Origin of the sequence: Streptomyces sp. NPDC008313, assembly GCF_042956125.1 — a bacterium.
Lineage (GTDB): Bacteria > Actinomycetota > Actinomycetes > Streptomycetales > Streptomycetaceae > Streptomyces.
Genome location: NZ_JBIBFR010000044.1, coordinates 20,790 through 28,717, shown reverse-complemented (window position 1 = coordinate 28,717; position 7,928 = coordinate 20,790). Strand labels below are relative to the sequence as shown.

Here is a 7,928-nt window from a genome sequence, read left to right as displayed (position 1 = left end):
GCGCGACGGCGCAGCTCAAGCGGGTAACGGGACGGTCGTGCCATGACTCGATCCTTTCATGAAATCGAGTCTCCATTCGACACGGGGCGGTTCAGGCTCACCGCCTCACCAAGACCGGCGGGACGGCCCTGCTGTTCACCGACTGGCGCCAGCTCCCGACGACGACGGACGCGATCCAGGCGGCCGGATGGCTGTGGCGCGGTGTCCTGGCCTGGCACAAGCCGCAGGCCAGGCCCCAGAAGGGCCGGTTCACCCAGAACTGCGAGTTCATCGTCTGGGCCAGCAAGGGGCCGATCGACGGCTCCCGCAACCCCGTCTATCTGCCTGGCATGTACTCGGCTTCGCAGCCCTCTGGCGCGAAGCGCCAGCACATCACGCAGAAGCCGGTCGAGGTGATGCGCGAGCTGGTCAAGATCAGCCCCGAGGGCGGCACGGTCCTCGACTTCTGCGCCGGCTCCGGCTCCACGGGCGTGGCCGCCCTGTTGGAAGGCCGGGACTTCATCGGCGTGGAGAAGACCGAGCACTACGCGTCGATCGCGGCCGACCGGCTCACCGAGACGATCCGCGCAACCCTCACGCAGGACGACGTGGTTCTCACCGCCTGAGCCGCGTCCTTGCCCGTCGCCAAGGCGACCAGCTCCCACGCGCAGCCGTAAGCGAAATACCGCCCGGAGGAACGTGCAATCCGCCGGCGGCGCCGCGCGAGGGCGCCCCCGCACTTCCCTCATTCCGCGTCTCGTAGGAGGCCGAACTTCTCAATGCCCGAATCCGCAAAGTCTGCCGACGATGGAGAGTTGGAGCCGATTCGTATTCCGGATCCGCAGCTGGAGGGAATCGAGGCGAGCGTGCGGCGGCTCATGGAGCAGTCGGCGCAACAGGCTCAGCAGCTCGACCACCTCGCGTCCGCCCCGTCGCCGAGTGGATCACCGTTCGCCGCGTTCGGCATGCCGGGACTCGGCGGCCCGTCGGCCGCCGCTCCAGCGGAGCCCCGCCCGATCCTGGAACTGGACGGAGAGGAACGCGAGGACGAACTCGACGCCCTGTCCGACTGGGTCGACGACTTCTTCCTCCCGGTCTACGGGGCGGAGGTCACCACCGCGGCGCCCTGGTGCCTGCAGTGGCAGGAGCACGACGACGTAGTGGCCTGGCTCCATGCCTTGTGGCTCGCCTACCAGCAGCACAAGGACCCCGAAGCTGGGCTCTCCGGTCTGTTCGTGTGGCACCGCGACTTCCTCACCCACGCCGTCGCGGCGATCCGCGCACCGGGCGGCCCGCTGTCGGCCTGCATGACCTCTCCCGACCGGCCCGCACACCGTCTCCTGCCCGGTCCGCCGCCGTCCGTGCGGACGGAGACGGCGGCCACGGCGGAAGCCGCTGACCAGGACGAGCCGGCGTCATGACCGCGGGACAGGGACAGCCCGCCTTCGGACTGAGCTTCGATCCGCGCGCGCTGACCGATCTTCTCCAGGCCCCCAGCGACATACGCGACCTCACCCTTGCCTACCTGCAGGAAGTCGTGAACGCGCAGCGCTTCGGGCTGCGCCTCGACGGTGACCTGGAGGGCTGTCGAAAGCTGTTCGTGGACTCCCGCAAGGACTGGCGCGTCGTCTACGCCGTCCGGCCGGCGCCCGCGGAGTCCGCCCACCACAAGGAGATCCACGTCGTCGCGATCCGGCCACGGGCGGGCAACGACGTCTACGACGAGGTCGGCCGCCGTCTGGGCATGACTCGTCGGCCGCTGAGCGCCCGCACCCACGCGGCACGCTCCCGTTCCCCGCAACTGGCCGCCCGCGCGCCCGTGCCCCGGCCCGGTCCGCCGCCCACTGCGCCACCGGGTCTGCCCCGTCCCGCACCGAACCCCGCGCACCATCCCACCCGCTGAACGCACGGAGCGTCGCCTATGCCCCCTGAACCCGCGCCGACACCCTCCCGGCGTGCGGTCTCCCCGCTCGACCTTCGCCTCGAAGCCGCCACCGGGCACGACATCGACACCCTGTGGGCCTACCGCGACCGCGGCGTCCTCGACGAGCAGCACGCCCAACTGGTGGACCGGCACCGGAAGCTGGCCAAGACCCAGACTGGCGTCATCTTCCATCTGCGCCTCCTCAACCGCCTGTCCAGCGGCGAGTTCGACGTCGACGGCGCTCTGTTCACGCGTATCGACCGCACCGTGGACCAGTTGGAAGAGGCTGCCGACGCGCGGGACGCCGCTGCCCGGGATGTGCTCGCCGCCCTGGAGCCCATCGAAGCCGCAGCAGCGTCCGTCGCGCAGCAGCTCTCGACGGACGACCAGGCGGCGCTGCTCGCCATCGCCGGCGGCGCCAAGCTCTACGAACACCTGCTGACCGGCCGGATGTCCGTCACAGCCGCCTCCGGCACCCGCATCCCCCACACCAAGCTACGGCGGCTGGAGGACGCCGGCCTGGTCGCCCGGGACACCGGCCACCCCGTACACGCCGGCCAGCCGGTCGCGCTCACCGACGCCGGAAGAGCCGCGCTGTTCGCCGCCCGCCGGGCCCCCACGACGCAGACGCCGAAGGTCCCAGCTCGCCCCGGCACATCGCCGTCCACTCCGGCGCAGCGGCGCTGAACTCCACCGAAAGGCCCCTTGTTGTCTCCCACCGAACCGGCGCCGGTCCGGAAGTCCATCCCGCAAGTCGACTTCGATCTGGACGACCTCGACGCCGACGAGGAGAGGTACCTCGACTTCTACCGCAAGGTCGGCGTCCACGAGGACATGCTCGTCCCCCTCGCCGAACATCACGACGGTCCGCACAGCTACTACGTCCTGTTCGACCGCACCGCGACCTGGGGACACCCCGGCCTGCCCCAGGTGCTCGCCGTGCATCTGCAACGGGACCACGAGAAGCGGACGTTCAGCTTCGAGAAGGCCCCGCTGCCGCTGCCCGCGATGGCGCAGTCCTGGCTCATCCACCGCGGCTGCCCGCACGATGCCATCGGCCTCGACCCCGAGCTGGGCCCGCCGCCGGCTGACGAGGCCACGCGAGCACTGGAGCGATGCCTCGCCGACGACGGCGACCACTACGCCATGGGCTACTCCTACACCAGCGACGACCCGGACGACATGGTCGTCGTCGTGGCACTGCGTGCCCTGGACGAACGCGCCCCGTCGCCGTTCCGCGTTGTGGTCGAAGAGGTCGACACCGACACCTGGACGCACACCCTGCGCGAGGGCGGCTTCGACACGGTGGGCGAGGCCCTGCAGTGGTGCGACGACCGGCTCACCGGCGAGGCCGGCCCTCTCCCGCCGGTCCGCCCGGCAGCCGCCGCCAGCCGCCTGGCCGGTGTGGCGAAGGCCCCTGCCCCGCGCCCGCCCGGCCGTTCGCGCTGAGCGCTCAGCCCGACGCGGGCGGCGCAACATAGCCGACGATCGCCGGTTAGCCAAACCGGCGATTCTCCGGACTCTTATACAGCCGCCGGGACAACCCCGCGGCGCCCTTCCCTACATTCCCCACGCCTTCACGGAGGTTTGTTCCGCATGCGCTCCACCCGAATTGCCATATCCGCCGCGATGCTCGGCGCACTCGCTCTGCCGGTGCTGTCCGCCACCACCGCCAACGCGGCACCGACCACCGCCTCCGTCTCCGCTCTCCCCGCGAGCAACTGCTCGTCCCTCCCGCCGCTGCCGTACGCAGTGCACGCCAAGGCCGTGACCATCCGGTCCAAGGCCAGCTCGAAGTCCACGGCGCTCGGCGTGCTCTACAAGAGCCACAAGTTCACCGTCTCCAAGAAGAGCGGCAACTGGGTCTACATCACGGACAAGACGACCGGCGTGAAGGGCTGGGTCTCCGGCACGTACGTGTACCGCGACGTCCGTATGTGCCTGGACTGACCGGACTTCAGCACGTCCCGGCAAGCGGCTGATCGCCCAGTACGGGGCCCCTCACATTCCCTACGCATCGGCCTATCCAGAACAGGAGATCCCCCTTGTCCGACGGCATGTTCGAGGATTCTGCGGATGTCGTGGGCGTGCTCACCGAACGGATCGAAGCGCGCTTCGACATGGGCATGGACCAGTTGCAGGCCGCGGTCGCCGCCGCGCCGACCGCGAACCCTGACGCCACCGACGTCGTCAAGTGGCACGGCCTTCTCGTTGAGGCCCAGTCCGTGCTGGAGCGCGCGGAGGACGACCTCCTCGCTGCACTGCATACCCAGCCCAGCGAGGTCGACGACCCGACGATGGGCCTCGCTCACCGGGTGAACGCGCCCGTCACGGCCCGCGACGGCCGGGCCCTAGTCGTGCGATGGCTCCTCGACCCGGACGCCCCAGGGAAGAAGGACCTCGCCGCAGAGCGCCTCGCCCGTCTTCGGCCCCGCACCGGGCCGGCGGTGCAGACCAGCGCCCCCAACCGGCCTGCGAGTACAGCCGCACCGGCGACGGCGTGGCGGTCGACGAGGGCCGCCCGATGAGCCGGGACAAGGCCAGCACCATGGACGGCGACCTGCAGAAGGTCTTCGGGAAGCCGGTACCCGAGCTGTACGAGGCGGCTGCCGGCCACGATGCCTCGCCAGCGTTCGCCCGTGCCCTGGAGCTGCGGTCCTTCCTGGCGCTCACCGAGGAGCAGGTCGCCCGTGTCCGCGACCGCGTATACGCCGACATGGATCCCGACCGCGACATGAGCGAACTGTCGGCCGACAGGCTCCGCTTCGACGCGCAGTGGCTGGACGCGGCACTGGAGGCCCGCGACGGCTACCGCGCCGCCCTCGGCGAGCTGCTGCGCACCATGCCCCCGCCTGCGCAGCAGGCCCGGCCCGTCCGCACGGCACCGCTCAGCGCAACCGCGACCCTGCCCCCGTCCGCTGCCCCGGCACCCCCGCGTGCCGGGGCGGCCCGGGCCCGCCGACCGTGAAAGCCCTCGATTGCCCCACCCCACGTCCACCGACATAGCCGGACGGATCGAGGACCTGTACGGCGCACCGCTCGCCGACCTCGAAGCCCACGCCCAGGCCCAGCCGCCCGGCATGCTCTCCGCCCTGCTCGGCATGCACGACGATCTCGCCCTCGCCGAGCGCAGCATCGACTTCCACCGCGACCACCTCGCCCGGCTCATCCACCCCGAGCGGCAGATCGGCCCGCACGAGGTCTCCCACCTCCTCGACGGTGCACGCCGCCTCGCCGAAGCCGTCGCCGTCCGCGAGGTCCAGGCCAAATCGGTCGCCGCCGTCCTGCAAAGCCTGGCCCGCATCCCGGCCCCGACGCCGGCCCCGCCGACTCCCTCGCCGCCTGCTCCAGCTCCGCCTCTTGCGGCGCAGAGCCCGGCGCACAGCCGCTGACCCGCAGGCCATCCCCCTTTCGTTCACCCAGGAGTTCCTCCCTTGGCCATCACCGCTCTGCCCCCTGACACCGATGCCGACATCGCCCGGGTCACCGAGGCCCTGGCCATGATCACCCCGCGCTGGAACGTGAGGATCCTCCTGGCCCTCTCCGGCCCGCCGCTGCGCTACAGCGAGCTGGCGGCCAAGGTGTCCTGGCTGCAGAACGGCCAGCTCCACCCCAAGCTCAAGGCGCTGTGCGACGCCGGACTCGTCGAACGCACCGAACACACCTCACGGCACGTGACCTATGGCCACACCAACCGTGGTGTTGCCCTGCTGCCGGTCCTGCCGATGATCGTCACCTGGGCCGAGGAACACCTGGAGAAGGCGGACCGCCCGCTGCCCGCGATCGAGCAGATCGAGGACAGCCTCACCCTGCTCACCCGGCGTCACGCCGCCGCCATCCTGTGGGTGCTCAAGTCCCGCCAGGAGGTCAGCGGGCGGGCCCTGGCCCGGATCGTGATGCCCAGCAGCGACTGGACCAACATCTACCCGCCGCTGCGGCAGCTGGTCGCCGACGGCCTCGTCGACACCAAGGGCACCGGCCGGCCCTACCGGCTTTCCGCAGCAGGCGACGGCCTGAGCGCCGTTCTCGGCACCCTGTCCGCATGGTCCGCCGGGCAGCCCCTCGACCAGGCGTCCCAACACCCGGTCTGGGGGAACCCGCAGGCGAAGCCCGCGCAGAGGCCGTGGGTCAGCAGCCAGTCACGACCGGCCCCCGCGGCGCTCCCACGCGCTCGGACGCCCCAGTCCTCTCCGGCGTGGCACAACCGCGATCTCTTCTCGCACGCCACGATCGCCCGCCCGAAGGCAGCCATCCCGGCGGGAGGCCCGCGCCGATGAGCACCCTCTACAGCTCTGCCGAAGTGCACCGCGCTGTCAAACTGCTCGCCTCGCGCCCCCTGGTCCGCCTGGTCACCGAGATCGACGACAACGGCGCCATACCGCCGCGACGGCTGCCCGGCGTCCTGCCCGACCTCTCCACGCACCAATTGCGGAGCGCTTCGGACACGGCCCGCGCCCACGGTCTCGTCCGGGTCGCGCCCGGCGCCGGTCTGGAACTGACCGACGCCGGGATGGAGTTGGCAGATCTGTACGACACGATGGCCCGCTGGGCCCGGCGTCAAGCCGTCCCGGCCCCCGTCTGCGAGTTCAGCAGCCGTATCCGGCACGTCCTCGACCTGTTGGCACCATCGCTCACCGCCGAGCGAGCCGATGCTCCCTCCCCGCTGATCGGCGACGGAGCCGAGGCGGGGCTGGCTCGTCCCCGCACGCTCCTGATCCAGTGGCTGGCCGACAACCCCCAGGTGGCCAGGGTGTCTGAGCCTGAGCCGGTCGCGTGAACGCAGCGGTCACACCCCGGCACGCACGCAACACGGGCGGGCTGATGCGCAGCATCTACCTGCCGCGCACGGCGGACGCGTTGGCGTTCGCGATGTCCACCTACGGCATCCCACTGCTCGTCCTGGCCACGACGCGATCCGCCGCGCTGACGGGCGCCGCCTTCGCCCTGGAGTGGGTCCCGCGGCTTGCTGCGTTTGGGTGGGCCGGATCGGTCGTTGACCGGCGCGGTGCCGCGGTGGTATTCCCCCTGGCCTCCCTGGGGAGGGCGCTGGCTCTCGCCGCCGGCGCGGTCCTGCTCCATCTCCACCCGTCCGGCACCGTGGCGAGCGCGACCGTGATGGTGCTGGCGGCGACGACCGGCGTGCTCACCGAGTTCAGCTATATCGCGGCCGAGACCGCGGGCGCTGCCGCCGGCCGCCGAGCAGGACGGCGGGCCCACCGTGTCCAGGCCGTCCTGCTCGGCATCGACCAGACGGCGACCCTGGCCGGTCCGGCGCTCGCCGGGGTGCTCTTGTTTGCCGGTCCGCCGTTGATGCTCGCGGTGATCACCGTGCTCTCGTTGCTTGCCGCGCTGCTTGCCCTGCGCACTCCGCACTCGCCCGTGGCACCGGCCCGTGCGCCGAAGGGGAGGTCCAGGGCCGGACTGCTCACCGGGTGGCGCACCATCCGCTCTCTTCCCGCGCTCGGCTGGCTCGTGACCGGGCTGACCCTGTCCAACCTGGCCACCGGCCTTCTTCAAGCGGCCGGTCCCGTGATCGTCGTCAAGCACTTCGGGCAGTCCACCACCGCAGTCGGCCTCGTCTGGTCCGCCGCTGCCGCAGCGACGCTCCTCAGCGTCACGCTCTGCCGGTTCGCGCTCGACCGCCTCGGCCTGTGGCCGGTCGGCGCCGCCTGCGCCGCCCTCGCCTCGCTCGGCTGTCTCGCCGCTGCCCAGGCTCCCGACTACCAGTCCTACCTGGTCCTGGTCGCGGTCCTCATGGCGGGCGAAGGCGGCATGACGGTCGTCCTGCGCACCCTGCGCGCCCGCCTGATCCCTCCGGAGAAGTTCGGCAGCACCCTGTCGGCGACCATCCTCGTCCTCCTGCTGCCCTTCCCCGTCGCCGGCGTGCTCACCGCGCTCACTCCGCCCGACGCGCTGGGCCACGTCATCACCGTCTGTGCCGCGCTGCAGGCCCTCGGTCTGTTCTGCGCCTTCGCCCGCCTGCGAACCGATCCCGCCCTGCGCACCTGACCCTGCTGCGTCCCCA

General features: G+C 71.4%; 11 protein-coding genes and 1 pseudogene. All 12 read left to right on the top strand.

The features are described 5' to 3' along the window. Positions 1 to 92: 92 nt before the first annotated feature. Positions 93 to 605: pseudogene (locus tag ACFY93_RS33890) on the top strand (DNA-methyltransferase); the annotation flags it as partial. A gap of 252 nt (positions 606 to 857) precedes the next feature. After that, the gene (locus ACFY93_RS33885) at positions 858 to 1,400 is read left to right on the top strand and encodes a DUF4913 domain-containing protein (protein WP_391365767.1); all 543 of its coding nucleotides are present in this window, start codon (positions 858 to 860) and stop codon (positions 1,398 to 1,400) included. After that, positions 1,397 to 1,882: a hypothetical protein gene (locus tag ACFY93_RS33880; protein ID WP_020271124.1), complete on the top strand. Its 486-nt coding sequence runs from the start codon at positions 1,397 to 1,399 to the stop codon at positions 1,880 to 1,882. Before ACFY93_RS33885 ends, ACFY93_RS33880 begins: the two co-directional genes overlap by 4 nt. An 18-nt stretch (positions 1,883 to 1,900) precedes the next feature. After that, positions 1,901 to 2,590: a hypothetical protein gene (locus ACFY93_RS33875; RefSeq protein ID WP_391365763.1), complete on the top strand. Its 690-nt coding sequence runs from the start codon at positions 1,901 to 1,903 to the stop codon at positions 2,588 to 2,590. A gap of 18 nt (positions 2,591 to 2,608) precedes the next feature. Beyond that, a complete protein-coding gene (locus ACFY93_RS33870; RefSeq protein ID WP_391365762.1) occupies positions 2,609 to 3,352 on the top strand; it encodes a hypothetical protein in 744 nt (247 codons plus the stop codon). A 180-nt stretch (positions 3,353 to 3,532) separates the two neighbouring features. Beyond that, a complete protein-coding gene (locus ACFY93_RS33865) occupies positions 3,533 to 3,853 on the top strand; it encodes an SH3 domain-containing protein (RefSeq protein WP_391365766.1) in 321 nt (106 codons plus the stop codon). A 107-nt stretch (positions 3,854 to 3,960) separates the two neighbouring features. Continuing rightward, a complete protein-coding gene (locus ACFY93_RS33860; protein WP_391365765.1) occupies positions 3,961 to 4,431 on the top strand; it encodes a hypothetical protein in 471 nt (156 codons plus the stop codon). After that, the gene (locus ACFY93_RS33855) at positions 4,428 to 4,871 is read left to right on the top strand and encodes a hypothetical protein (protein WP_371565196.1); all 444 of its coding nucleotides are present in this window, start codon (positions 4,428 to 4,430) and stop codon (positions 4,869 to 4,871) included. The genes ACFY93_RS33860 and ACFY93_RS33855 overlap by 4 nt, the downstream gene beginning before the upstream one ends. 10 nt (positions 4,872 to 4,881) lie before the next feature. Next, positions 4,882 to 5,295, top strand: a complete 414-nt coding sequence (locus ACFY93_RS33850; protein WP_391365761.1) for a hypothetical protein — start codon at positions 4,882 to 4,884, stop codon at positions 5,293 to 5,295. A 42-nt stretch (positions 5,296 to 5,337) separates the two neighbouring features. Next, the gene (locus tag ACFY93_RS33845; protein ID WP_391365760.1) at positions 5,338 to 6,180 is read left to right on the top strand and encodes a winged helix-turn-helix transcriptional regulator; all 843 of its coding nucleotides are present in this window, start codon (positions 5,338 to 5,340) and stop codon (positions 6,178 to 6,180) included. Beyond that, complete coding sequence (locus ACFY93_RS33840; protein WP_391365759.1) at positions 6,177 to 6,680, top strand: regulator; 504 nt, start codon at positions 6,177 to 6,179, stop codon at positions 6,678 to 6,680. The genes ACFY93_RS33845 and ACFY93_RS33840 overlap by 4 nt, the downstream gene beginning before the upstream one ends. Beyond that, a complete protein-coding gene (locus ACFY93_RS33835) occupies positions 6,677 to 7,912 on the top strand; it encodes an MFS transporter (protein WP_391365758.1) in 1,236 nt (411 codons plus the stop codon). The genes ACFY93_RS33840 and ACFY93_RS33835 overlap by 4 nt, the downstream gene beginning before the upstream one ends. Positions 7,913 to 7,928 lie beyond the last annotated feature (16 nt).